Source organism: Candidatus Litorirhabdus singularis, assembly GCF_026262625.1.
In the GTDB taxonomy this organism is placed as follows: domain Bacteria; phylum Pseudomonadota; class Gammaproteobacteria; order Pseudomonadales; family Halieaceae; genus Litorirhabdus; species Litorirhabdus singularis.
This window is the reverse complement of sequence record NZ_SHNN01000001.1, coordinates 375,450-398,951: the sequence shown is the minus strand read 5'-3', so window position 1 is coordinate 398,951 and position 23,502 is coordinate 375,450. Positions and strand designations below refer to the sequence as shown.

Here is a 23,502-nt window from a genome sequence, read left to right as displayed (position 1 = left end):
TGGGAAAACCTAAGAGCAACTATGTGCGGCATCCTGTTTAGCTCCGGCACCAATCAATCACGTAACGCTTTCCAGGACGCGCTCGATAGTATGTCCCATCGCGGCCCAGACTATCAGGGCACATGGTTTAACGATGCCGGCGTAGCGATGGGCCACAATCGGCTGAGCATACAAGACACCCTGGCCAGAAGTAATCAGCCTTTTGTATCTGGCGACGGCAACCACGTGTTGATCTTTAACGGCGAAATATACAACTTCAAAGAGCTACGTAAAGACTTCCAGTTAAACTGCCGAACTGAATCTGACACAGAGGTGTTATTAGAGCTTTACATCAAGCTGGGCCCAGCGATGCTCGAGCACCTCAATGGCATGTTTGCTTTCGTTATCTATAACACCCAGACCACTGACGTTTTCGCTGCCCGCGACAGACTGGGTATAAAGCCCCTCTATCATTACCAGGCAAAAAACAGGCTGATTTTCGCCTCTGAAATTGCCGCGGTACTCACACTTGCCCCGCAACAAGAATTCGATTCACTGGGTATACGACAATATTTGAAGCTGCGCACGTTCTTCAATGGACATACGATACATAAGAACATCAGTATGTTTCCTGCCGGCCACTATTATCTGAACGGAAAGGTTGTAGAATACTGGCGACTTCCCGAGCAACCCACCCGCGAGCATTGGCACCTTGATGAGATTGAATCGCTAATTGGGAGTGCCGTGGACTACCGCTGTATAGCTGATGTCCCTCTCGGCAGCTATCTTAGCGGTGGGTTGGACAGCACGATTATCACTCTTTTGACCAAAAACCGTTTCACCTGGACCGTCGGTTCAGCAACAAATAACGAGTTCGAATGGGCCCGCATGGCAGCCAACCATTTAGGGACGGAGCACGACGAATTGGTGGTCAGCAAAGAAGAGTATCTGGAGGCGGCTGAGCACCTTATCGATATAAGGCGCGAGCCTCTATCGGTGCCCAACGAGGTCATGATTTATAAAATGACCCAGCGTGTTAAACGAGAGAATACCGTTGTGCTAAGCGGAGAAGGTGCCGATGAGGCGTTTTCGGGCTATGACAGAATCTACCGGTGGGCGAACAGCTCGGCCTGGGACGTTGCACAATTTGACGCCCATTATAGTTACGGAAGCCACAGCGACCTTGAGATTGTTGCTTACGCCAGTGAGCCCTACAGGTCACGCGAATCATGTTTGGATATCGTTTCCGCCTTTATGCAGACATCACACCTTCACGGGCTGCTGAGGCGTTTGGACAATAGCACAATGATGTGCGCCGTAGAGGCAAGAGTACCCTTTGTCGACCATCGACTGGTGGAGTATATGTCGGGAGCCCCCCTATCCTTTCGAATGAAAGACGGTATTATCAAGGCGCCCCTCAAACAGATTTATGGAACACGACTGCCACGACAATTGGTAGAGCGAGAGAAGGTAGGTTTTCCCGTCGATCTTGAGGATGTTCTACCCGGATCAAATGAAAACATGATGGACCGATGGTTAGACTACAACATGAGCCGTGTAGTGGGCGAAAACTGGAGCGAGCTCAAATCAAATATATTCGCAGACGCACATATTGAAGCTGGAGTTTCATAGCTATGATCATAGGATATACCTCAGGAGTCTTTGATCTTTTTCACATTGGGCATGTACGCGTCCTGAAAAATGCCCGCGCAATGTGTGACCGGCTCATCGTCGGCGTTAGCACCGACGAGCTGGTAAGGGCGACAAAGAACAAGTCGCCGGTTATACCTTTCAATGAGCGCCTTGAAGTCGTCAGCAGCATAAAGTATGTCGACGTAGCTACGGCACAAACTACCGGCGAGAAACTGGACGCTTGGCAGCACTACAAATTCAACTACATGTTTGTGGGTGACGACTGGCATCAATCAGCGAAATGGGAGGAGCTGGAGGCGCGTTTCAAAGAGCTTGAAGTGAAAATAATTTACTTCCCATACACTCAAACAACATCCTCTACGCTCATCAATAAGACTTTGGCAGACCTTAGAAAATAGGTGCAGTGAACGTAGCACGCAAGAATCGAATAACAACAAAGTAATCGCAATGCTATCAAATCAGAACCTGAGCAGTTTACTAAGGCACAGGTTATTCAAAAATTCCTCGACGCTATTTTTTGTGCAAGTAGTCAATTACCTTGTACCCCTAATAACACTGAGCGTGCTAACCAAAAACCTGGGCTACGCATCCTATTCAATCTTGGCATTTGCTCTAGGTGTCGCAGTCGTCGGTAACGTTATTACGGACTACGGGTTTTATCTCTCGGCCACCGAGCGCGTTGCGCGTTATCGCAAGTACCCCACCATATTGGCAATCAACCTGGGCAGTGTACTCACCTGTAAACTGCTGCTGTTCATTGCCTATTCGATATTAATTTTCTGCGCCACGCTGACCGTCGATCGGTTCGCGGAATATCAGAGTGAAGTGCTTTACGCATTGTTCCCGGTCTTCACCAATATTCTCTTGCTCAATTGGTTTTTCCAGGGGTTGGAAAAAATGAAACCTATCGCGGTTGTCATGATATCCAGCAAAATATTGTTAGTGGCTATGATTTTTCTTTTAGTAAAATCGAGCGAGGACGTTGTAACAGCGCTGTTGATTCAGGGCTTTACCACTGGCCTGGCTGGAGTTGCCAGCCTTTTGATTGCTATGCACGCCGGGTATTTTCCAGTAGTGCGGCTCCGGCATATTTACGTCACAGCGCGTTGCGGTCTCAGCTATTTCGTTTCTCGTCTGGCATCGTTGACTTATACTGGCATGAACACTCTGCTTCTTGGTGTTTTTGCGGGCATTGGTTCAGTTGGCGCTTATGCGATTGCCGAACAGATCTACAAGGCTCTACAGGGTATTTTCCATCCCATTTATTTTTCGGTCTATCCCTACATGGCAAGTCAGCGAAACTACCGTGTATTCTTTAACGCACTGGCATTGAGTGTCGGTGCAGCGATACTGATCATCCCCTTCGCGCACCTGCTGTACCCTGTCTTTGTAAACCTGGTTACCTCCGAGAGCTTTAGTGCTTCATCAGAGATATTTGACATCTTTTTGCTGATATTCCTGGTCAACCTTATTGGTTCTTTTCTCGGCTATCCATATCTGGTCGCACTGGGAGAAAATCGGCTTGCCAACAAAAGCATACTGCTAGCGGCTCTATTCCATGTGGCTCTTCTATCGTTGGTCTACCTCTTCTACGAAATAACTGCTACAAGCCTTGTTCTAAGCGTACTCGTCACGGAGAGCTTCGTTCTCCTCTATCGGCTGCGATACACTTTAGCCCTTGAATATGAGCGGCGTCGCGCATGAAGGCAATTCGAGGCTTATTCCGCGTACTGAAAAATCTCCTGTTGGCACCGCTCTACGTCTTATCAATCATTTGGCCGAAGGATAACAACCTGTGGGTTTTTGGCGCCTGGATGGGGGCGCGTTACTCGGACAATGCTGCCGCTCTGTTTGAGCACATGCAGTCAGAACACTCTGGCATTGATATCAAATGGATATCCAAAGCAAAGTCACTGGTAAAAGAGCTGAGACAACGTGACATTGATGCCTACTATTATCTTTCCTTTAGGGGAATTTATTATCAGCTTCGCGCGGCAGTAGCGGTCTATACGCATTCCGCCTCCTCAGAATTTTTTGGTCATTGCATTTCAAGTAGCACGCTAAAAGTCAATGTATGGCATGGCACACCCATTAAGCGAATAGGCGCTGATGACGCTATGAGTCAGATGTCTATTTCAGATTTTATTCTGATACGCGTTTTTCGAATCAAGCTGCAACGGAATGACCTGTTTATTGCCAGCTCGGAGCCTGCCGCAAAAATTTATGCTTCAGCCTTCAATCTCGATAAGGGCAAGATCCTCATCACTGGAGAGCCAAGAAGCGACCTTATGCTTAAAGGTTTTGAAAAAAGGAAATATTCAGACAGCTCCAGCTTGAGCATTATTTATGCACCCACTTTCCGTAATGGTGTCGGCAGCACATTCGACTTCTTCGGTGACTTTATTGGGTCACTTGCCATTCTTGAAGAAAAGTTACGTGCTCTAAACACCGTGCTGAGCCTTCGCCTTCATCCGGTTAACGAGTATTCCGCCGAAACCATAGCCGCCCTTGAGAGCTGCCAGTTTATTCAATTGGAACAAACACCTGAGCTCAGCAGCGTTGTAAATAAATACGACTGCCTGCTTACTGACTTTTCCAGCCTGATATTCGACTTTGCCCTACTCGACAAGTCGATCTACTTTCTGACGCTTGATCTGCAGAGCTACCTAACGGGGGATCGCCAGCTTTACGTAAACTTTGAGGATTTCACCAGTGATTATCGAATAGCCGGGTGGCATGATCTGGTTTCACAATTACCTGCGATGACCGAGGCTATTCGCAGTGGTGAAGCCGGCAGTCCGGGTCCTGTTAAGGACTATTCGGTTGCCTTCCGCGATGGCAGAAACTCTGATCGCGTGGTGAAAGGTATTTTGCAGCGGCTGGCGTGAACGTATGCGAGCACAGGGGCGCAAAGGTACAGTGGGCCCGGGCTAACAATCAATCCGAGTCAAACGGCGGCACCCCTCAAGCACTAATTGATAGGCCTCCTCGCCGTATATCTGCTGCACCATTGCGGACATATCCGGAGCCTTGCGCAGCTCATTTCCGCCTTCCATATTTTCTGCCAGATGGAGGGTGATAGCACCGCAGCCGCAGCCCACTTCCAGTAACTTTAAGGCCGGATCAAAATCGAAACCGGAGAGTAGCTGCGCGCGTTTTTTTGGACAAGTGGTATTCACCGGGCCAATCCTTAATGCACTGCTTTAAGTCCAGTGAGGAGGAAGACAGGTCAATCTTGCGCTCGAATACAAGCAGTAAATAGTGTTCGGCGGGACTACCATGTGAGTACGCAAACGAGCTGTGACGCGTAAGCGCCAGATGCCGCAGTCTTCACGGATCAGCTTGTTACTGAGTTTTTCTTTTAAGCCCACGGTGTTTGAATCCTGGTATCTTGACTTTGTGGTGCCACTTAAGCATTTGTTGGCGAGGAACATCAATACGCTGATGCTGATCAGTACTCGAATACTCCTAGCATAGGCTGCCCCTCAATCCCGCAGGCGCTGGTAAAATACCAGAGGTAGGGTATGTAGATAATCAATTCTGCAACATGTACTTTTGCGGTGATGTCCGGGCCCCCTGACCCCTGTAGCAGTGCTTGAGCTATATGCCCAAAGGCGTTAATGAATACACCAACACAAAGTATCTGCGCTACGCGATAGCTCTATCAGCTGTGGGATGGTGATTAGGGCGAGTACCAGCGGCGAACAAATGCCGACGAAGTTCCACGCTATGTTTTTGGTGATTCTGCGATTGTGCTGACTGTCATCCATACTTATAGAGATTCTATCGCCTTAAATCACCAGGCTGTTAAGCCTGCTGTATGACTTCATCGGATCGCTGCATGTGATCCAGCATATAGTAATATCTGTGCCATCTGGTACTGTTTGCTGATGAGCAACCCCACGCTGCATATACTGCTGTCCACTTACAATGGAGAGACTTACCTTGAGGAACTGCTGCTAAGCGTTTTGAGGCAATCCTACTCACCGCTGCAGTTGCATATTCGCGACGATGGCTCAACCGACTCCACGGTGAATATTCTTCAAGCGCATGCGGCTGGAGATGAGCGTATCAGTCTCCAATTGGGGTCCAATATCGGCGTTCAGGCCAGTTTTTACAGTTTACTTGAGTGCGTGGAGGATACTACTGGCGTCTACGCATTTTGTGACCAAGATGATATATGGGATAGCCACAAGCTGGAAGTTGCCATGCGGGCTTTGCTGGCCGCAGAGCGGCCCGATGCGACACTCTATTTTGCCAGACTGAGCTGCGTCAATGCCAATAACCAGCATCTGTATGATAGCGACATACCGCGCGCGCCGGGTATTTTGAATGCTCTTGTCGAGAATTCTGCGATTGGCTGCACCTGCGTATTTGGTAACGCGTTGCGTGCTGAATTTCTGCGCGGTGACCCCGCGCTAATGATTATGCACGACTGGTGGCTGTACCTCTGCGCCGCCAGCAGCGGAGCACTGGTTTATGATGCAGTGCCTCATATCCGTTACCGCCAGCATGCGAATACGGCGACCCCACGTGAACCTGGATTATCGAGGTTGTATAACCGGCTAAGAGGGCTGGTGGCGCGCCTAGGTGATCGCGATGCCGGCTTGGAGTCACTGTTACAAGCCAATCACTTTATGGCAACTTATCCCGAGATTGACCCTCAAATGCGGTCAACGCTCGCTGTACTCAATGACAGTCATGGTATGGCCAGCTTCTTTAAACGGCTGATGTTTGTGTCAAGCACCCGTCTGCACCGCAATAATCGTCTGGAGACTCTGGCCTTGAAATTGGTCATCTTGTGCGATCTATATTGAGCGATCGGTGGCCTTTGAAGCGGTATTGAAATTTGGTAACAGCACGATTGCGCCAGGCTAAGTTATAGAGGTGGTCGTTGTCTGCGCCACTTTCCTGGTGGGTCGCGGGAGGCTTTCTGCGGCACCGGAGCATAAAAATCAATTGTATTTTTCACGCTTGGCAGCAATTCGTTTTGTGGCTGCTGCTGGTTGGTCAGAGCACGCTAAAGCGCTGCACCGTGTGTTGCCGATAGTTTTCTCCGGGCTGGAGCAAAATCGTTGGAAATTTGAACGTCGTTCTTCTGTTGCGAGGTCGAGCCTGGTTTCGCCTCCGGTGTGAAGCGCGCTTGCAGAAGCTGCAACAAAGGTGGCCATGAGTGCGGACAGCAACCTTCTGAAGGAATGCATGATGAGCTTTCTGCCAGGGTGTCGCTGCGCCGAAGACGGGGGGTCTGGGTGTTCGGAGCAATCCGCCAAGGTACTTGCCCATGAAACCAGAGCGCTGAGTCGTGCCGGACTACGATACAAAGTTCTGTTTTCACGTCCAGCTAGTGTCCATACCCTGTTGCCCTATTGGCGTTCTGCACAAGACTACCCCGCCACAGGTTTACGTATGTAAGGGTGATAAACATGAAAAGGAGAAGGTTATGCAAATTACACCAGCTCACAGAGAGCCCGAAAACATCGGTGTGATTATGGATCGCGCATGTGAATACCCGCTACTGAGTGCAGTCGAAGAACGTGATGCGGATGTACGAAAGTGGGCGGCGTTGCGCAGCTGTCAGCGGCTGATGACTGCAGATAAAGCCAGTCGCGACCTGATTGCTGAGCTTTGTGAAAATGTGCAGACGAAGCCACCTACCGTTGAGGACTTTGAATCCAGAGCCATTTTTTTCCAGTTGCGCCGCGACCTGGTAGACATTCTGACTGGTGGTGAGAAGGCGGCTCTGGTGGATTCCTGTGCTGCGACTTTGCGCGCGGAACACCCGCCGGCGCAGTATTTTTCTGCCTTGGAGGGGTTAGAGTGGCCTGCGACGCTGACGGTTGGTGTCGGCGTTATCATGCTGCGTCAGCTGGGCTTTCAATTGAATGACCCTACCGCAGATGCATTACAGCTCTGGTTGCCGCAATGGCGTTCACTACCGGCTCGTGTGGATAGCAAGCTGGCCTGCAATCTGCACTTTTCGGTAATGCGTTATCTCTCTTGCCGTGACCGTCTGGTGGTACATAACACGCGCCTGGCCGTTAAATTGGCGCGCGATAACCAGCAGCGGTCGGTCGCGCTGGCAGATCTGGTGCAAAACGGTATGGCAGGCTTGGTGCGTGCTGCGGAAAAATATGACTATCGCACCGGGTTTCGTTTCACCACCTACGCCTACAACTGGATTAATCAGTACATCCAGCGCGCCTGTGCCGGCAATGGTAGTTTGATCAAATATCCCGCTCATGTGCAGCAGGAGGTCAATCACCTGCACCGGGTACGCATGGACTATCGCGAGAACAACGGAGTGGAACCGGGCCTGGAGACGCTCGCCAAGTTGGCGCAGATGAGCATCAAGAATGTTGTACGTCTGCGGCAGTTGACCAATATGACTGTGTCCATGGATGAGCCCGTGTTCGATGATAGTGAGGGTTCTCTCGAGGCTATGCTGCCAGACCCTACATCCGAGGTACCCGTAGCTCTTGCGGAACAGCAGATGCTGAACCGGCTTATTGGCAAGCGGCTTGCGCAGCTCACCGAGCTGGAGCAGAAGATTATCCGCGGCCGCTGGGGTCTCGATGGTTATGAAACGCTAACGCTGGCCCAGATGGCAGAGCAGTTGTCTGTGAGTCGTGAATGGGTGCGTCAGGTGGAGAAAACTGCTCTGAGTAAACTCCGGGAAGACCCCAAGCTGATGCAGGCGAGTGAAGAGTTGGCGGAGGGGTGAGCCGGCTCTCAATCTTGAGTTCGCAGGCGCTCCAGCACAAACTTCAGGGCTTGACCACGGTTACCGATTTTCCAGCCCAGCATGATGGGCTCTGCCGCTCTGGGTTCAGTCAGCCGCAGTTCTCGGAGCCGGCCGCGGGCTAGATCGTCAGCGACCTGCTCCCGAGGTACATAGCCGACACCCAGGCCCTGGCGATGGGCTTCAATTTTGGCGGCCATAGAGGGAACGTAAAGCGCACTCTGCTGGCTGAGTAGGCCGCGTGAAAGCGGGGAGACATTGCGGGATGTATCGCTGACGATTACGGCCCGGTGTTGCTGCACTGTTTCGAGACTGATCGGCTGCGGTTGTTGGCACAGAGGGTGTTGCGCTGCAGCGACGAAAACATGTTCCAGCTGCCGCCAAGGCTCACAGCGAATACCTTTATGTCCGGGAACGTCGCCAATGCCGCCGACAATCAGGTCGACGCGATTTTCGATTAACGCCTCCCATGTGCCAGCCAGAACCTCACTCGTGAGTCTGACCTCAATGGTCGGCTGCTCCGCGTGTAGTTGCGCCACCAGCGGCAGGATGTATTGCATGGGCACAATAGTGTCGATAGCAATGCGCAGGCGTGGTTCCCAGCCGGTCGCTATTTGGCGTGTGCCCAGAGCCAGGTCGTCAGCCGCACCCAGCAGGTGACGACCCTGCTCAACCAGGTGTTGACCGGCAGCGGTCAATACGGCGCGACGGCCCTCCTTTTGGAATAGGGTAACGCCGAGGTCCTGTTCCAGCTTCTGTACCGTATAGGAAATTGCAGACGGCACCCGGTTGAGCACAGCGGCGGCTGCGGCATAACTGCCTTTGCGGTCAATGGCGTCAATAACCTCAAGGGCGTCTAATGTCAGGCGTGGATTCATACATCAAAATATTTGAACTAAACGAACTAAAATTACCGCTATTTATATCTGGGGGCAAGAATATACTAACCCCATTGAATTAAATTATTTGAATTTTATGAAAATTGGAGGTTTAAATGGGCTTGTTAGTCGATGGAAAATGGGCAGATCAATGGTATGAGACTGAGGCTAATCAGGGCGAGTTCAAGCGCCAGGACAGCCTTTTCCGCAACTGGATAACTGCTGATGGTAGTGCCGGCCCCAGCGGAGCAGCTGGTTTTAAGGCGGAAGCTGGTCGTTACCACCTATATGTCTCGTTGGCTTGCCCCTGGGCGCACCGCACCCTGATCTTGCGTGAGCTGAAGGGTCTGTCCGACATCATATCAGTGTCGGTGGTAGACGCGTTGATGCTCGACCAGGGCTGGACCTTTTCGGAGGAATACCCCGATCACCTTTACGGGATGGACAAGCTGTTTGAACTCTACAACAAAGCCCGGCCCGGCCTCACCAGTCGCGTCACCGTGCCGGTACTGTGGGACAAACAGAGAGAGACCATAGTCAGCAACGAATCTGCCGAAATTATCCGCATGTTCAACAGCGCCTTTAACGGGGTTACCGGCAATACCAGCGATTATTATCCGATCGAGCTGCGTGCGGAGATCGACGCCCTGAATGAGCTGATTTACCCCACTATCAACAACGGGGTGTACCGAGCTGGCTTCGCCACCTCACAGGAGGCTTACGCCACCGCCTATGGTGAACTGTTTACCGCTTTGGACGAGCTTGAGCAGCGCCTGGAAACCCGGCGCTATTTGACCGGTGACCATATTACCGAGGCCGATTGGCGCCTGTTCACGACCTTGCTGCGTTTTGACCCGGTTTACTTTGGCCACTTCAAGACCAACCGCCAGCGGATAGAGGATTACCCCAATCTGTCGGGGTATGTCCGTGACCTGTTCCAGCAGCCGGGTATCGCGGCCACGGTAGATTTGCCGTATATCAAGCAGCACTACTACGGCAGCCATAAGACTATTAACCCGACCGGTGTGATTCCATTGGGACAGGAAATCGATTTTTCACGCCCGCATGAGCGGGCGTTGTTAGCCAGTGCAGCCACTAGTGCCGCTTGAGGGGAACTGAAAATGACTCAGTACAGAAGCTTGCAACGTGTGATCAACGCTCGTGACACTGCAGACGGTGACGGTGTCAAAATTCGGCGTATTGCCGGTCGTGATGTCAATGCGCAACTGGATCCATTCCTGTTGCTGGATGAAATGAATTCTGAGGACGGAGCCGACTACATTGGCGGCTTTCCGTCGCATCCACATCGCGGCTTTGAAACCATTACCTATATGCTCGATGGCGCCATGCGTCACCGTGATCATCTGGGCAATGAGGGCGTTATCAGTAGCGGCGGAGTGCAGTGGATGACCGCGGGTGCCGGTGTGATCCATTCAGAGATGCCAGAGCAAACTGAGGGCCTCTTGCATGGGTTCCAGTTGTGGCTGAATTTGCCAGCGTCTGAAAAGATGCAGCCTGCCGCCTATCAGGAATACGCCAGCGATCAGATTCCGGTGCTTGAGCTGGGCGGCGGTAGTCGTATTAAAGTGATCGCGGGCGCGGTTCCCCGTGGGGTTACAGTGGTGACGGGGCCCGTTGCAGAAAACACCACGCGTGCAACCTATCTCGACGTAGATCTCCAGGCGGGCGCCAGCTGGGAACTAAAGGTGGACCCCACACAGACGGTGCTATTGTTAGTGTTTGAAGGCTCCACCACCGAGTTGCAGGCCGGTCAGCTGGGCATTTATCACCGCGGCGATGCGCTGGCTGTCAGGGCTTCTGGAGAGGGTGCTCGCGCCCTGTTGTTGGCGGCAACACCGCTGCGGGAGCCGATAGCTCAGTACGGGCCCTTTGTGATGAATACTCAAGCGGAAATCGAGCAGGCTATCAGTGATTATAACGAAGGGCGCTTTGTCGCCTGAGTGCTGCGGTCCGCTGGGCGATCGCGGACGTATAGACTGCAACAGTTGATTAAGCGATAGGTATTTGAGTTTGGTTGCAGAGCTAACCCATTTTATACGGCAGAATCGGCGTCTGGTGGTAATCACCGGAGCAGGGATGTCTGTTCGCAGTGGCATACCCACCTACCGTGATGATCAGGGTAACTGGCTGCGCAGCGATCCGATTAAACATCAGGAATTTATTGATAGTGCGCAGGTACGACAGCGCTACTGGAGTCGCAGCCTGGCGGGTTGGCCGGCGGTACGTAATTCACAGCCGGGTGCGGGTCATAGGTCTCTGGTGCAGCTGGAGCAGGCTGGCTTCATTGACCTGTTGGTGACGCAGAATGTGGATCGGTTGCACCAGCGTGCCGGTCATCGCGAGGTGGTTGATTTGCACGGGCGGCTGGATAATGTGCGCTGCCTGAGTTGTGAGGCGCAGGTCCACCGCGAAGCGTTGCAAGCGCAACTGGAACGCTTCAACCCGAATGTTTCCCGCCAGCCAGGGGCTTTGTTGCCAGATGGCGATGCGGATGTAGCCGCGCATGTGGTCGACCAGTTCAAGGTGCCGGCCTGTGAAGCTTGCGGCGGCGTGCTGATGCCAGATGTGGTGTTTTTTGGTGGTACGGTTCCCAAACAGCGAGTCGCGCAAATCAATGACGCGATTACCGCGGCAGATGGGGTGCTGGCGGTAGGCTCTTCATTGACGGTATTTTCGAGCTTTCGCTTCTGTCGACTGGCAGCGCAGCTGGGCAAACCGCTGGCGCTGCTGAATCGGGGTGAGACGCGTGCTGATGCTATCGCACAGTTAAAAATCGCCGGGGATTGCGATGGCGTACTGGCGCAAGTTGCCGAGGCGCTGATGAGTCCCGCCTGAGTCAGGCGGGTCTGCCACCGTGCGCTAGGCGCTGCGTTTAACGCATTCAAAGTCCTGCCAGACCGGTGCTGACATTTCCTGTACAAAGCGGGAATAGGTCCAGGGCCAGCTGGCGGGTATGCCCCTATGGTCCAGATACCAACTGTTGCAGCCACCTTTGAACCATACGGTCTCTTTCGCTGCGGCCTCACGTTCTGTTTCAAAGCGCTGCATGGCGCTAATGCTGGGAGAAATTTCGTCAGCCTCGCCGGTCACCAGCTTGTCGATAAACTGAGCGATATAGCTCCACTGGTGTTCAGCAATATCGATCAGCGAGAAGTTGCCTACAGGACCGTTGGGGCCGTTGAGCATGAAGAAGTTGGGGAATTCCGGCAGCGTGACCGCCAGGTGAGCTCTGGGGCCGTCCGCCCACAGGGTGTCGAGGTTGGCGCCATTGCGACCCTTGAAACTCATTGGGCGCATGAAGGTGTCAGGGTGAAAACCCGTCGCCAGCACAATAATGTCCAGCTCATGAAGTTCACCGTCGCGGGTGCGAATGCCGTTGGCCTCGATGCGTTCTATGCCTTCTGTGACCAGCGCAGCATTCGGGTGTTGGATGGCCTGATAGTAGTCGGGTGAAAAAATCAGCCGGTAGCACAGCGGTGCGTGGTCCGGGCGCAGTCGTTCGCGTAGTTCGGGGTCGCTGACGCTCTGTTCCAGATTGTTGCGGCAGATATCGCCCATTTCCCGCGCGCCTTCGGACTCCATATCAACGATCGCCATGGTGTAGCGCTCAACACCGCTGTTGTAGATCTCAAACTGCATTGCCTCATGCAGTACTTCAGGGTCCTGAAAGGAGGCGCGCTCGGCCGCAGAAAAGTGCCCGTTCTCTACTGGCATGATCCACTGTGGGTGACGCACGTAGTGTTCGATTTTGGCGGCGGTGCCAGCCAAAGCGGAGATAATCTGCACCCCGGTTGAGCCATTGCCGATGACGCCAATGCGCTTGCCTTCAACGGACACACTGTGGTCCCAGCGGGCGCTATGGAAGCAATCTCCCTGGAAACTGCCAAGCCCTTCGATATCGGGAAATCTGGGTTTGTGTAATACCCCGGTGGCGGCAATCAGAATGTCGGCGCTGTCGGTGTGTCCATCGCTGAAGGTTAGCTGCCAGCGACCGTCGATAAACTCGGCACTGGTGGCCTGCTGGTTAAAGTGTAGTAATTCCTCCAAATCATATTTTTTCACCACATGCTCAAAATAGGCCTGTATCTCTGCCCCTGGAGACAGGTGCCGGGTCCAGTCAGGGTTGCGTTCAAAGGTGTACGTGTAGTGGTGGGAGGGCACGTCGCAGGTGAGCCCCGGGTAGGTGTTCTCGCGCCAGGTGCCGCCGATGCGGTCGGCCTTTTCGTAGATCGCTACCTCGGCGAAACCCGCTTCTTTCAATTTGATGCCGGCCAGAATACCCGCCATGCCGGCGCCGATTACGATCGCTTTTTTGTCGTGTTGTGCCATGTCTTTGGGTCCAGTCGCTGATAGTGGATGGATACCATAATCTGCAACTAGACCTACCAATAGGACTAAAGTGACCGATAACAGTGACATAAGTGTCCAAATCTATCATGCTGCTTATGGCGTTTGATGGGAGCTGGCGACATGTTGAACAATCAGCCCATGGGGCTTAGCGAGGTCCAGCAGACGGCCTTTGCGCCCTTGGTGCAGCTGCTGGAACAGGAACTGGCCGGTATGGGTTTGCATAGTCCGGCTGCCCGGATTCAATCCTTACCCGAGTTCACTCGCTATTATCTTGACGTGGTGCAGCTGCTGGAGGCGCAGGTTGCCGGTGCCGCTGAGCACTCGCCCATGTCCCGTGGCGAGGTTGAGCTAATGTGCCGCAGCACGCTGTCAGCCGTTAATCTGGCCGAAGCGATAGCGATCTGTGAGAGCTTTTGCGCCATGCTGGACCCGCGCGCCGGACGCACCGGGTTGCGTGAGGAGGGTGATAGCGCAACCTTCTATCTAGACTCATTACGTCCTGCCACCACCACTGCCAGTAGCCTGGTGGATATCACGGGCCTGTTTGCCTTCCAACAGCTGTTTCAGTGGCTAACCGGGGTTGAATTGCCGTTGCGCCAGGTTGGTATCGGCGCTATTCAACGCGATGACGTTATCGCTTTTTTGAAATTGTTCCGCGCGCCGGTGTTGGCCGGAGGCACACGCTACACCCTGGTGTTTGACCGCAGCGCACTGGAGCTGCCTGTAGTTCGCAGCCAGGGCGACTTTGCGGAGTTCTTTGCCGTGTTTCCCTGTGGCGTTTTTGAATTTACCGCTAACAGTTTGCCGCAACAGGTCGCGGCGCTGCTGCATGCGGCGATCAGGCAGAGTGAAGCCGTGCCTGGCCAAGCGGCCTTGGCCGCCAGCCTGGGTATACCTTTGTCGACTTTTCGGCGTCATCTGGCGGCGGCCGGTACCTCGTTTCGCGAGATACGTGAACGCTGCCTGCGTGATAATGCCGAGCAGCTGCTGCTGAGAACAGAACTGGCGATTGCTGAGATTGCGGCGCAGTTAGGTTTCAGCGATGCCTCTGCTTTTCGGCGTGCTTTTCGACAGTGGCTTGGTGTCTCGCCGCGAGCCTGGCGTGAAAGCACTGTGGCGGCACAGACCGCTGTATTAACCAGATGAAACGCGCTGATCCCAGTGAGGCCTTGGTAGACCGCGGGCGCTGAGGTTTCTGCAGGTCTGGACTATACTCGGGTCTCAATCAGTCAGGGACCAAGACCATGAAGCCTATTACGCGACGTCAGCTATTACAAACTTCCGCGGCCCTGGTAGCTGCTGCTGCTCTGCCGCGGTTGGCCAGCGCCTATCAAGTGTCGGCTGCTGGCAAAGCGGCTTTGGCAGAGAGCCCTTTAGTGTATATCTCGCCACTTAAATCCGATGGTGAGGAAAGTCGCTGCCACGGAGAGGTCTGGTTTTTTGTCGACGGTGGTGACGTGATTATTTGCAGCGAAACCACAACCTGGAAGGCCACAGCTCAGCGGCAGGGTCTGCAGCAGGCGCGCATTTGGGTCGGCGACTACGGGCCGGTGTGGCGGTCACTGGGCCGCTATCGCAATGCACCGGAGTTTCTGGCACAGGTGTCCGTCGATAGTGCCCCTGCCACCTATCAGCGCCTGATGACTAGCTTTGCCGAGCGTTACCCCGAGGAATGGCCTGGGTGGGAGGAGCGCTTTATGGAGCAGTACGCCGCAGGAACCCGCGTTATTCTGCGCTATCGCCCTGTTGGCGATTGAAACGGTTAGCCGCAGCGACTCTACATTCAGCGCATAATCGGTTAACTTGTCTGTCTTCTGTTTCGATCTTAAGGATAATAAAACATGTCATCGATACCGAGAAAATCATTGTTCCCCAGCGCAGGTGATAGCTGGGAAATTATAGCCGAGCGCGAACTGGGCGGTGGCGGCGAAGAAGCCGTTGGCCAGCTACAGAGCTGGAATTTGCACGTCTTCATGCGGCCGCCAGCAGCGCCGGGGTCGCCTCACGAGCATAATCCCATACTCCCCAGCGACGTTATATTTCTTGAGCCGCCACAGGCCGCATAGGCCAGTGGCTGTTATTGCAGGTGCTGTTATTAACGGTGCAAGAGTCGCCGCAGCGCACGAGGGTCATGCTGAGTTAGTCGTGAATATTCGCTACAGCAACGGTGGTACCAGCGATGTGCCGCTAGGAGCGGTGGCTGCGGAGCTGTTAATGCGCAGTTGCAACGCCACTACACTGGAACAATTGGAAGGGCAGGGCTGGCAGAAGGTACAGGCAGCCCTGATTGAATCTCATAATACTCATAACGAGCGAGAGCAATAATCATGTTGGATATAGTGATCAAAAATGGCCGTATCGTAGACGGCTCAGGTATGCCCGGCTTTGTCGGCGATATTGCGATAAAGGCTGGCAGAATTGTACAGATAGGTAGAGTTGATGCCGCCGCCGAGCGCGTTATTGATGCTGAGGGCAAAATTGTGTCGCCGGGGTTTATTGATCCGCACACTCACTTTGATGCCCAGTTACTGTGGGACGGTTATGCCAAACCGAGCATAGAACATGGTGTGACCACCATAGTGCCGGGCAACTGCTCGCTGTCGCTGGCGCCGCTGCGCGCTGAGCACCGCATGAAATTGGTGGGCATGTTTAATCAAATTGAGGAAATGCCGATCATCGCTTTCGAAAAGGGCGTGGTGTGGAACTGGGAAACCTTCGATGAGTTCTTGCAGCGCATCCAGAGCGATCTCAGTATTAATGTCGCACCACTGGTCGGCCATAGCGCGCTGCGCTTATGGGTAATGGGCGCTGCAGCAGATCAGCGGGCCGCCACTGCGGCCGAGTGCGAGCAGATGCAGGACTTGTTGCGCAGCTGCCTGGAGGCCGGTGCGGTGGGTATGTCCACCAGCTTTGTCGACTTTGATGAAAAAATGCAGCCGGTACCCTGTCGCTATGCCAGTACCGAAGAGCTGGATGCCCTGTGTGCCACACTGGGCGAATTCGGGCGTATTGTTCAAATCGTACATGAGTTTTACGACACTGACCTGACCATTGCTCGCATCGATCAATTGGCGGAGTTGTCACTAAAGCACGGTATTCCCACCACGCTGTCGCCGTTGTTTGTGAATGCCGGTGACTTTGACGGTGTCGACCGTATTATGGCGAGAATTGATCACCAGTTTGAGCGGGGCGCGCGAGTCTGGCTGCAGGTGCAGACTCGGCCTGTCGATATCAGTTTTTGTCTGGAAGTGCCCAGCTTGCTCTTTATAAGGCTACCCAGCTGGTATGGCATTATCCGTTTTGGCAGCCGTGAAGATGTGATCGCCGCGCTGTCCGATGCCGATACCCGTGCGCAACTGATCGCGGAGGCGGCGTCAATGGCTTCTGTATGGGCGCGTTTGCGGCTACGCCAGGTCAGCACCGAGGCCAATCAGGCTCTGGTGGGTAAGACACTGGAAGAGATAGCGGAGCTACGCGGCAGTACCCCGATTGATGTGATGATCGATTTGTCGCTGGAAGAGGACCTGCAGGCGCACTTTCTGGCGGCCGACATGGGCCACAATGATGTTGCCAAGGTCGGTGAGTTGTTGGCCCACCCCCACGTGCATATTGGCGCCAGTGATGGGGGTGCTCATATATTGTCATTCTCCACCTTCGGTGACACCGGGCATCTGTTTCGCCAATTCGTGCGTGACAGCGGGGCCTTGACGCTCGAGCAGGCGGTCAAGAAAATCACTCAGGACACGGCGTTGATCTGGGGTATACCCGAGCGCGGGTTGCTGCAAACCGGTTACGTTGCCGACATTACTATTTTTGATGCGGGCACCATCGACCGTGGTCCCGAGTACTTTAAGCAGGACGTGCCGGGTGATGGCTACCGATATGTGCGTGATGCTGTTGGCATAGACACTGTGATAATTGGCGGTGCAGTCAGCTACCAGCAGGACAGTGGTTATACGCCCGCGAAGGAAGGCGCAGTGCTGCCGGGTCCGGTACAGGCTCTATGACAGGGATTGCACAACGGCGCGTTGCCACCAACGGTATAGAACTCAACATCGCTGAACAGGGCGAAGGCCCGCTGGTATTGTTGCTGCACGGTTTTCCGGAGTCCTGGTACTCTTGGCGGCATCAGTTCGAGCCGCTGGCACAGGCCGGTTATCACGTGGTCGCGCCGGATATGCGTGGCTACGGCAAGAGCGATAAGCCGCAGGCTGTGAGCGCCTACAACCAGGTCGAAGTGGTGAAGGACATTATTGGTTTGATTGCGGCGCTGGGTTACGAGACGGCAGTGGTCATCGGCCACGACTGGGGTGCGCCCACTGCATGGAGCTGCGCGGCACATTATCCCGCCCAGGTTAGCGCGGTAGGGGCCTTGTCCGTGCCGTATGCGCCGCGCGGTGGAGTGCCGCCGCTGGATATGCTCAAGGAAATATTCAAGGGACAGTTCTTCTACCAGCTCTATTTTCAGGAGCCGGGAGTTGCCGAGGCTGAATTCGAGGCTGATATTATCGTGGCGCTGCGCAAATTTTTGCATCTGGCATCGGCGCACGTGGATTTAGAGTCGCTGCCGACCAAGGGGCCCGACGATGATATGTTCACCGGTCTGCACGACCCGGGTGTGCTGCACGACTGGATAACGCCCCAGGACCTTGATTTTTATGTCGAGGAATTCACCCGCAGCGGATTTCGTGGGCCACTAAACTATTATCGAAATCTGAATTTGACCTGGGAGCTTACCGCTGATCTGCCGACCATCATCGAGCAACCCGCTATGTTTGCCGCCGGAGATAAAGACGGGGTGATTATGATGGCGGCGGCGGCGCTAGAAGACATGCCCAAGTATGTGACTGATTTGCGTATCAATGAATTGATACCCGGTGCGGGGCACTGGACCCAGCAGGAAGCCCCCGCTGCGGTCAATGAGATATTACTCAGGTTCTTAAAAGAGGTCGCTTAGTTAATGGTCGAGTCTCCAGCTCAAGTGGAAAGGGTAGCTATAGCGGGCGCTGGTATTTGCGGTCTGTGTGTCAGTCTGGCTCTGGCACAGCAAGGCCACAGCGTGACCATATTTGAGCGTGACGAAACTCTGCCTGATGGCAGCGGTGATCATGCCTTTTATCACTGGCAGCGACGCGGCGCGGCGCAGTTTCGTCATCCTCACGCGTTTTTAGGTTTGATGTGTAACCTACTGCAAGATCACTACCCTGACCTGCTGGAGGAGCTCTATCAGGCCGGCGCCCGGCGCATTGACCTGATTGATATGCTCAGGCCGGAATTGCTGCCGCAGTATCAGCCCCAGCCCGGTGACGAAAAGCTATGGATACTCATGTGTCGACGCGCCATCGTTGAAACTGTGCTGCGGCGTTATGTGCAGCGTCTGACCAATGTGACTGTTCTCAGCGATACCACGGTACTGGGCTTTATCAGTGATGAAGCTGCTGATGGTCTGTTGGTACTGCGCGGCCTGGAATATAGTCAGGGAGGCCAGCAGAACACGTTTGCGGCTGATATTGTGATAGACGCCAGCGGTCGTGGTAGTCGTTTTCCTCGCTGGTTCAAAGCTCTGGATGTCGATGTGGAAGAAACCCGCGACGATGCCGAGATCGTTTATTTTACCCGGCACTACCGGCTCAATCCGGGCTGCGAGGAGCCGCCCCGGCATGGTGAAGAACCCGCTGCTGGTGATTTGGCTTATCTTAAGTATGGTGTTTTCCCCGGTGATGATGGCAATTTTGCGGTGATTCTTTGTCTGCCATTGGCGGAGACTGAGCTGCGCCATGCGGTGCGTTTTGGTGAAGGTTTCGATGCCATTGCCCGCAGTATTCCGGGCATAGCACCTTGGTTAGAGCCTGCGCACATGAACCCGACTACAGAACCCTTTGGGATGGCTGGTATTCAGGCAGTGTGGCGCCATTATGTGTCAGAGGGACGCCCGGTAGCGCTGAATTTCTTCGCGGTGGGCGATGCTGCCATAAGAACCAATCCGCTCTACGGCCGTGGCTGCAGCATTGGCATGCAGCATGCGCACATTCTGGCGGAGGTGATTGCCGGCAGTGATGATTCGGCGCAGCGGGCGACAGAGTTTGCAACGCGCACTGAGGAACAGATTCGGCCCATCTTTAAAAGTAGTCTGGATGAAGACCGCGCCGGCATTAAACGCGCGGTAGCGGCTTACGAGGGACGGTTACTGCATCAACCGCGCTCTTTCAAGAAGTGGTTCGCGCTGGCCTTTGGCGATGCACTGGGCGCTGCCGTCAAACATGATGTGCATGTGGTGCGCGGCGTCATGCGAACCTTTCACCTGCTCGAGAAGCCCGGCGAATTTTTGCGCAGCAAGCGCATTCAGTGGACGGTTTACCGGTATATGCTCAGGGGCCGTAAACGCAATGCGGCAGAGCGGATTGTAGGAGGTCCCGCCCGCCTGGATATGCACGCTCTGGTAGCTGGGTTGGGCTTGCCGGTACAAGACGACAGTGCCAACCCGACTGGCGTTGCTAAATGACGTAAGACTCCCCGGCTGAGCGCACGGTAAGCTCGCCGATAGAGACGCCCCAGGGTTGATTCATGGCGTAAAGAATCTGGTCCGCCACGAACTCCGGCGCAAGCGCAAAATAACCGATGCTTTCCGGATTGGTAGAGGTCTCGTCCAACTCACCACCTAGCATCGCTATAAACTTCTCCAGGTAGCCCTCATAGTTAGCGCCCAGAATACCTGCCAGAGCGGCCGGGTTAATGATACCCGCACCCAAGGCGGTACCCGGGACACCGGTCGGTTTCATGATGGTGACCTTGATCTTGCCCTGGGATTCGACTCTTAGCGACTCTGACAAAAAGTTGACTGCCGCTTTGGTGGCGCCATAGACGCCAGCGCCAGCCACCGGCGCGTTGCCATAGATAGAAGACATATTAATGACATGACCCCGGCCCTGCTCCAGCATTTGATCATGGACGGCGGTGATGCCGTTGAGCACGCCGCGGAAGTTGATATCAATACATTTGTCCCAGGCCGCCGCTGCGTCGGCGTGATCCGCGTAGAAGGCCAGCGGCATAATGCCGGCATTGTTGAGCAAAATGTCGATGCGGCCAAAAGTTGAGACTGCTGCGGCCGCCAACTCCTTCATCTGCTGGCGGTCACTAACGTCGGCTTGCACACCCACAGCGGCGTGACCGGCAGTGGTCAATTCAGCGATCAGCGTATCAAGCCCCGCTGAGTCGATGTCTGATGCGACGATTTTGGCGCCCATCGCAGCGGCTCTCTCGCTAACCAGCTTGCCAAAACCGGCGGCAGCGCCGGTAACAATGATTACTTTGTCGGTGAGATAGTTTGTCATGTCGGTGGAATCACTCCTTTGTATAGGATTTGTTGGCAGCTGTTACGCCGGGGTTGGCTATCGGTGGGTGACGATTATAGGGCCTGTCTGGGGCGCTGCGGAGATTTCTGAACCTGATGCCGATAAAACTTTCCCGCTGGCGCCAAAAGGCTGTCTGATTCTGTGAATAATCCCGTCTCTGGTATGCCTGTTGCACACTATTTAACCACAAAAAAAATAAGGATTTAGTGGTCGCTGCAGCTTCTCCTATCTTAAGTCTCTGATAATGTTAAGATTATTCCGCAGCCAGGCACAGTCCCTTCAATCAGAGGCCGCTTACTGGCGGTCTCTGAATCAGCCCTGAGGCGCGCGTGAAAATAGCTGTATTTACACCCTCCCCGAAGCGCTCATTTTCGTGTACACTCGCGCCCTCTTTTTTTCCCCAGTCACCAAACGATTGAGAAGCACAATGTCTGACTTATCGCTGTACAGAAATATAGGTATCTTTGCCCACGTTGACGCCGGCAAGACCACCACCACTGAGCGTATCCTGAAGCTCACCGGTAAGATTCACAAGACCGGTGAAGTGCACGATGGTGCAGCAACCACAGATTTCATGGAGCAGGAGCAAGAGCGCGGCATCACCATTCAGTCTGCAGCGACCACCTGTTTCTGGAAGGACCATCGCCTGAACATCATTGATACCCCCGGACACGTTGACTTTACTATCGAAGTGTACCGTTCGCTGAAAGTACTCGACGGCGGCGTGGGTGTGTTCTGTGGTTCTGGCGGCGTTGAGCCACAGTCAGAGACCAACTGGCGTTACGCTAACGAATCTGAAGTAGCGCGTATTATTTTTGTTAACAAGCTCGACCGCGTCGGCGCTGACTTCCTGCGCGTTGTTGATCAGGTAGAGAACGTACTGGCTGCCAACCCGCTGGTTATGGTGCTGCCTATTGGCGTGGAAGATGACTTCATCGGCGTGGTCGATCTGCTGACCCGTAAAGCCCACGTCTGGCCTGATCCGGGTAACCCCGAGAAGTTTGATATTACCGATGTCCCCGAAGACATGGTGGATCTGGTAGAAGAGTGGCGTGAAAAGCTGATTGAAAAGGCGGTCGAGCAGGATGACGACATCATGGAGGCTTACCTCGACGGTAACGAGCCTTCAATAGATCAAATCAAGCACTGCATTCGCGAAGGCACCCGCAAGCTGGACTTCTTCCCTACCTACTGTGGTTCGGCGTTCAAGGACAAGGGCGTACAGTTGATACTGGACGCGGTTGTCGATTACTTGCCGACACCTACAGAAGTCGATCCCCAGCCACTGACTGATGAAGAAGGTGAGGCTACCGGTGAAGTAGCGCTTGTATCTGTTGATGAGCCTTTGCGCGCGCTGGCGTTCAAGATCATGGATGACCGCTTTGGTGCACTGACTTTTGTGCGTATTTATTCCGGTACCCTGAACCGCGGCGACACTATTCTTAATTCCTACACGGGCAAGAGCGAGCGTATTGGCCGTATGGTTGAGATGCACGCGAACGATCGTAATGAGTTGGAAAAAGCTCAGGCTGGCGACATTATCGCTATCGTGGGTATGAAGAATGTGCAGACCGGCCACACCCTGTGTGATCCCAAGCACCCCTGTACGCTGGAAGCCATGGTGTTCCCGGAGCCGGTAATTTCGATTGCGGTTGCTCCCAAGGACAAAGCGGGCGCTGAGAAGATGGGTATCGCCATTGGTAAAATGGTTGCTGAAGATCCTTCCTTCCGCGTCGAAACCGATGAGGATTCCGGCGAGACCATCCTTAAAGGCATGGGCGAGCTACACCTGGACGTTAAGGTCGATATTCTCAAGCGTACCTACGGTGTTGAGTTGAATGTAGGTAAGCCTCAGGTTGCCTACCGCGAAACTATCACCATGGAAATCGACGATTCCTACACGCACAAGAAGCAGTCTGGTGGTTCCGGTCAGTTCGGTAAAATCGACTACCGTATCAAGCCAGGCGAGCCCGGCACCGGTTATGCTTTCACCTCGAAAGTTGTCGGCGGTAACGTTCCCAAGGAATTCTTCCCGGCTATTGAGAAGGGTTTCAGGGGCATGATGGCTGAAGGCCCTGTCGCTGGCTTCCCGGTACTGGATGTCGAGATCGAGCTCTACGATGGTGGTTTTCACGCGGTTGACTCATCGGCTATCGCCTTTGAATTGGCGGCAAGAGGCGCCTACCGCCAGTCCATGCCAAAAGCTTCTCCGCAGTTGATTGAGCCGATCATGAAGGTGGACGTGTTCACTCCGGACGATCACGTTGGTGATGTTATTGGTGATTTGAACCGTCGTCGCGGCATGATCAAAGATCAGGACGCGGGTCCTACCGGCGTGCGGATTAAGGCGGATGTGCCGTTATCAGAAATGTTTGGCTATATTGGCCATTTGCGTACCATGACTTCTGGTCGCGGTCAGTTCTCTATGGAATTCTCGCACTACCTGCCGTGTCCGCAGACCGTGTCAGAAACTGTAATTGCTGAAGTTAAGGAGCGCAAAGCTGCTGGTTAAGCTTAGCGTTACTGT

At 53.9% G+C, this 23,502-nt stretch carries 21 protein-coding genes; 17 read left to right on the top strand and 4 right to left on the bottom strand.

What is annotated here, in order from left to right:
• Nucleotides 1-21 precede the first annotated feature (21 nt).
• The 4 genes from asnB to EYC98_RS01845 are packed head-to-tail and all read left to right on the top strand — an operon-like array spanning nucleotide 22 to nucleotide 4,520.
• On the top strand, nucleotides 22-1,611 hold the full coding sequence (asnB, locus tag EYC98_RS01860; protein ID WP_279243601.1) for an asparagine synthase (glutamine-hydrolyzing): 1,590 nt from the start codon (nucleotides 22-24) through the stop codon (nucleotides 1,609-1,611).
• A 2-nt stretch (nucleotides 1,612-1,613) separates the two neighbouring features.
• Nucleotides 1,614-2,030: an FAD synthase family protein gene (locus EYC98_RS01855; protein ID WP_279243600.1), complete on the top strand. Its 417-nt coding sequence runs from the start codon at nucleotides 1,614-1,616 to the stop codon at nucleotides 2,028-2,030.
• Between the two features lie 49 nt (nucleotides 2,031-2,079).
• Nucleotides 2,080-3,336 carry an oligosaccharide flippase family protein gene (locus EYC98_RS01850; protein WP_279243599.1) on the top strand — a complete coding sequence of 419 codons (1,257 nt, stop codon included), beginning with the start codon at nucleotides 2,080-2,082 and terminating at the stop codon, nucleotides 3,334-3,336.
• Nucleotides 3,333-4,520, top strand: coding sequence for a CDP-glycerol glycerophosphotransferase family protein (locus EYC98_RS01845; protein ID WP_279243598.1), 1,188 nt, complete (start codon nucleotides 3,333-3,335; stop codon nucleotides 4,518-4,520). Before EYC98_RS01850 ends, EYC98_RS01845 begins: the two co-directional genes overlap by 4 nt.
• Before the next feature lie 42 nt (nucleotides 4,521-4,562).
• Here EYC98_RS01845 and EYC98_RS01840 read toward each other — a convergent pair whose 3' ends face one another.
• Nucleotides 4,563-4,811, bottom strand: a complete 249-nt coding sequence (locus EYC98_RS01840) for a class I SAM-dependent methyltransferase (protein WP_279243597.1) — start codon at nucleotides 4,809-4,811, stop codon at nucleotides 4,563-4,565.
• A 711-nt stretch (nucleotides 4,812-5,522) separates the two neighbouring features.
• On the opposite strand from EYC98_RS01840, the gene EYC98_RS01835 reads away from it, so the two are divergent.
• On the top strand, nucleotides 5,523-6,449 hold the full coding sequence (locus EYC98_RS01835; RefSeq protein ID WP_279243596.1) for a glycosyltransferase family 2 protein: 927 nt from the start codon (nucleotides 5,523-5,525) through the stop codon (nucleotides 6,447-6,449).
• A gap of 626 nt (nucleotides 6,450-7,075) precedes the next feature.
• The gene (locus EYC98_RS01830; protein ID WP_279243595.1) at nucleotides 7,076-8,356 is read left to right on the top strand and encodes a sigma-70 family RNA polymerase sigma factor; all 1,281 of its coding nucleotides are present in this window, start codon (nucleotides 7,076-7,078) and stop codon (nucleotides 8,354-8,356) included.
• An 8-nt stretch (nucleotides 8,357-8,364) separates the two neighbouring features.
• Here the strand turns inward: EYC98_RS01830 and EYC98_RS01825 are convergent, their stop codons facing one another.
• The gene (locus EYC98_RS01825; protein WP_279243594.1) at nucleotides 8,365-9,252 is read right to left on the bottom strand and encodes a LysR substrate-binding domain-containing protein; all 888 of its coding nucleotides are present in this window, start codon (nucleotides 9,250-9,252) and stop codon (nucleotides 8,365-8,367) included.
• Nucleotides 9,253-9,368: 116 nt separating this feature from the next.
• On the opposite strand from EYC98_RS01825, the gene EYC98_RS01820 reads away from it, so the two are divergent.
• The 3 genes from EYC98_RS01820 to EYC98_RS01810 all read left to right on the top strand — a co-directional run bounded on the left by EYC98_RS01820 (nucleotide 9,369) and on the right by EYC98_RS01810 (nucleotide 12,108).
• Entirely contained in the window at nucleotides 9,369-10,361 is a 993-nt protein-coding gene (locus tag EYC98_RS01820; protein ID WP_279243593.1) for a glutathione S-transferase family protein, read from the top strand.
• A 12-nt stretch (nucleotides 10,362-10,373) separates the two neighbouring features.
• Nucleotides 10,374-11,213 (top strand): pirin family protein, encoded by an 840-nt coding sequence (locus tag EYC98_RS01815; RefSeq protein ID WP_279243592.1) that lies wholly within the window; start codon nucleotides 10,374-10,376, stop codon nucleotides 11,211-11,213.
• Between the two features lie 64 nt (nucleotides 11,214-11,277).
• Entirely contained in the window at nucleotides 11,278-12,108 is an 831-nt protein-coding gene (locus tag EYC98_RS01810) for an NAD-dependent protein deacetylase (protein ID WP_320415536.1), read from the top strand.
• Nucleotides 12,109-12,132: 24 nt separating this feature from the next.
• Here EYC98_RS01810 and EYC98_RS01805 read toward each other — a convergent pair whose 3' ends face one another.
• Nucleotides 12,133-13,602, bottom strand: coding sequence for a flavin-containing monooxygenase (locus EYC98_RS01805; RefSeq protein WP_279243591.1), 1,470 nt, complete (start codon nucleotides 13,600-13,602; stop codon nucleotides 12,133-12,135).
• A 141-nt stretch (nucleotides 13,603-13,743) separates the two neighbouring features.
• Between EYC98_RS01805 and EYC98_RS01800 the strand changes: the two genes are divergently transcribed.
• The 7 genes from EYC98_RS01800 (at nucleotide 13,744) to EYC98_RS01770 (ending at nucleotide 20,125) form a co-directional block, all read left to right on the top strand.
• A complete protein-coding gene (locus EYC98_RS01800; protein ID WP_279243590.1) occupies nucleotides 13,744-14,769 on the top strand; it encodes an AraC family transcriptional regulator in 1,026 nt (341 codons plus the stop codon).
• Nucleotides 14,770-14,867: 98 nt separating this feature from the next.
• Nucleotides 14,868-15,380, top strand: a complete 513-nt coding sequence (locus EYC98_RS01795) for a twin-arginine translocation signal domain-containing protein (RefSeq protein ID WP_279243589.1) — start codon at nucleotides 14,868-14,870, stop codon at nucleotides 15,378-15,380.
• 84 nt (nucleotides 15,381-15,464) lie between these two features.
• Nucleotides 15,465-15,689 carry a hypothetical protein gene (locus EYC98_RS01790; RefSeq protein WP_279243588.1) on the top strand — a complete coding sequence of 75 codons (225 nt, stop codon included), beginning with the start codon at nucleotides 15,465-15,467 and terminating at the stop codon, nucleotides 15,687-15,689.
• 4 nt (nucleotides 15,690-15,693) lie between these two features.
• The gene (locus tag EYC98_RS01785) at nucleotides 15,694-15,948 is read left to right on the top strand and encodes a hypothetical protein (RefSeq protein ID WP_279243587.1); all 255 of its coding nucleotides are present in this window, start codon (nucleotides 15,694-15,696) and stop codon (nucleotides 15,946-15,948) included.
• A 2-nt stretch (nucleotides 15,949-15,950) separates the two neighbouring features.
• Nucleotides 15,951-17,630: an N-acyl-D-amino-acid deacylase family protein gene (locus EYC98_RS01780; RefSeq protein ID WP_279243586.1), complete on the top strand. Its 1,680-nt coding sequence runs from the start codon at nucleotides 15,951-15,953 to the stop codon at nucleotides 17,628-17,630.
• Entirely contained in the window at nucleotides 17,627-18,580 is a 954-nt protein-coding gene (locus tag EYC98_RS01775; protein ID WP_279243585.1) for an alpha/beta fold hydrolase, read from the top strand. Before EYC98_RS01780 ends, EYC98_RS01775 begins: the two co-directional genes overlap by 4 nt.
• A gap of 3 nt (nucleotides 18,581-18,583) precedes the next feature.
• Complete coding sequence (locus EYC98_RS01770; RefSeq protein WP_279243584.1) at nucleotides 18,584-20,125, top strand: FAD-dependent oxidoreductase; 1,542 nt, start codon at nucleotides 18,584-18,586, stop codon at nucleotides 20,123-20,125.
• Here EYC98_RS01770 and EYC98_RS01765 read toward each other — a convergent pair.
• A complete protein-coding gene (locus tag EYC98_RS01765) occupies nucleotides 20,118-20,954 on the bottom strand; it encodes an SDR family oxidoreductase (protein WP_279243583.1) in 837 nt (278 codons plus the stop codon). The two genes, EYC98_RS01770 and EYC98_RS01765, sit on opposite strands and share 8 nt — an antisense overlap.
• A 448-nt stretch (nucleotides 20,955-21,402) precedes the next feature.
• Here EYC98_RS01765 and fusA point away from each other — a divergent pair, with 448 nt between their 5' ends.
• A complete protein-coding gene (gene fusA, locus EYC98_RS01760) occupies nucleotides 21,403-23,487 on the top strand; it encodes an elongation factor G (RefSeq protein ID WP_279243582.1) in 2,085 nt (694 codons plus the stop codon).
• Nucleotides 23,488-23,502 lie beyond the last annotated feature (15 nt).

What these genes read in the sequence shown, in the direction of transcription:
- EYC98_RS01850 (WP_279243599.1), top strand. Translation starts at nt 2,080, where the DNA reads ATGCTATCAAATCAGAACCTGAGCAGTTTACTAAGGCACAGGTTATTC.
- EYC98_RS01820 (WP_279243593.1), top strand. Translation starts at nt 9,369, where the DNA reads ATGGGCTTGTTAGTCGATGGAAAATGGGCAGATCAATGGTATGAGACT.
- EYC98_RS01855 (WP_279243600.1), top strand. Translation starts at nt 1,614, where the DNA reads ATGATCATAGGATATACCTCAGGAGTCTTTGATCTTTTTCACATTGGG.
- EYC98_RS01775 (WP_279243585.1), top strand. Translation starts at nt 17,627, where the DNA reads ATGACAGGGATTGCACAACGGCGCGTTGCCACCAACGGTATAGAACTC.
- asnB (WP_279243601.1), top strand. Translation starts at nt 22, where the DNA reads ATGTGCGGCATCCTGTTTAGCTCCGGCACCAATCAATCACGTAACGCT.
- EYC98_RS01800 (WP_279243590.1), top strand. Translation starts at nt 13,744, where the DNA reads ATGTTGAACAATCAGCCCATGGGGCTTAGCGAGGTCCAGCAGACGGCC.
- EYC98_RS01830 (WP_279243595.1), top strand. Translation starts at nt 7,076, where the DNA reads ATGCAAATTACACCAGCTCACAGAGAGCCCGAAAACATCGGTGTGATT.
- EYC98_RS01845 (WP_279243598.1), top strand. Translation starts at nt 3,333, where the DNA reads ATGAAGGCAATTCGAGGCTTATTCCGCGTACTGAAAAATCTCCTGTTG.
- EYC98_RS01765 (WP_279243583.1), bottom strand. Translation starts at nt 20,954, where the DNA reads ATGACAAACTATCTCACCGACAAAGTAATCATTGTTACCGGCGCTGCC.
- EYC98_RS01815 (WP_279243592.1), top strand. Translation starts at nt 10,374, where the DNA reads ATGACTCAGTACAGAAGCTTGCAACGTGTGATCAACGCTCGTGACACT.
- EYC98_RS01795 (WP_279243589.1), top strand. Translation starts at nt 14,868, where the DNA reads ATGAAGCCTATTACGCGACGTCAGCTATTACAAACTTCCGCGGCCCTG.
- EYC98_RS01835 (WP_279243596.1), top strand. Translation starts at nt 5,523, where the DNA reads ATGAGCAACCCCACGCTGCATATACTGCTGTCCACTTACAATGGAGAG.
- fusA (WP_279243582.1), top strand. Translation starts at nt 21,403, where the DNA reads ATGTCTGACTTATCGCTGTACAGAAATATAGGTATCTTTGCCCACGTT.
- EYC98_RS01780 (WP_279243586.1), top strand. Translation starts at nt 15,951, where the DNA reads ATGTTGGATATAGTGATCAAAAATGGCCGTATCGTAGACGGCTCAGGT.
- EYC98_RS01805 (WP_279243591.1), bottom strand. Translation starts at nt 13,602, where the DNA reads ATGGCACAACACGACAAAAAAGCGATCGTAATCGGCGCCGGCATGGCG.
- EYC98_RS01825 (WP_279243594.1), bottom strand. Translation starts at nt 9,252, where the DNA reads ATGAATCCACGCCTGACATTAGACGCCCTTGAGGTTATTGACGCCATT.
- EYC98_RS01790 (WP_279243588.1), top strand. Translation starts at nt 15,465, where the DNA reads ATGTCATCGATACCGAGAAAATCATTGTTCCCCAGCGCAGGTGATAGC.
- EYC98_RS01770 (WP_279243584.1), top strand. Translation starts at nt 18,584, where the DNA reads ATGGTCGAGTCTCCAGCTCAAGTGGAAAGGGTAGCTATAGCGGGCGCT.